This is a genomic window from Psychrobacter sp. 1Y4, assembly GCF_051847555.1.
Genome location: NZ_JBPYDE010000452.1, coordinates 1 through 758, shown reverse-complemented (window position 1 = coordinate 758; position 758 = coordinate 1). Strand labels below are relative to the sequence as shown.

At 40.4% G+C, this 758-nt stretch carries 1 pseudogene; it reads left to right on the top strand.

From position 1 onward, the window contains the following. Positions 1-758: pseudogene (locus ACS8FC_RS16915) on the top strand (hypothetical protein); the annotation flags it as partial.

The following is a 758-nucleotide window of genomic DNA, read 5'->3' as shown; positions in this document are numbered from 1 at the left end:
GTAAATCAGTAACTGCCATTGCACCTTCGTCAGGCCCTTATGCGCTAGCTGCATTTGGAGATTTTATATTTAGAGGAAATGTAAATATCGGCGCGACCAGATTCGCCCCATTATTGGCAGAAGGCATGCAAAAAAAGTATGGCAATATCTATAATAACCCGACTGATATCTTTACCGCAGATTATGCCAACACGCAATTACCAAGCTTATTAAGTTTTGACGAGTTGGTCGCTGCCAATAAACTGCCTGAGTTTGCGCTTTTCGAGCGGACACCTGATGATCCTACATTAGTTGCTCTTCCACCGTCTACATTACAGTTTGCGGCATTAGGATTTGACGATACTAAATATCTTATCAATACTGATTTTCGAGCAGCATTTATAAAGGATTCTTTAACTAACCCTGATGGTCTAATACCAACCGTTATGAACGGAGGTAAGACTGCGGATAATCCACAAAATGCTATGCGTAAAGCGTTAAAAGATAATGATTTGCGTGACTATAGACCAAATATGCCCACCTTGTTGTGTGGTGGTAACCAAGACCCAACGGTATTTTATGATCTAAATACAGGGGCTATGAATGGATTATTACGTGCAGCAAGTATTCTTGACCCAAGCGCAAAAAACCTTAATGTGACAGTATTTGATGTCGATGCTACTAATGAAGAAAAAAGACCGAATCAACCACCACTAGTTATGATAGGTCAAGCATCAATGAATTCATGGAACATACAGGCCGTTGCTGATAGTGTTCAA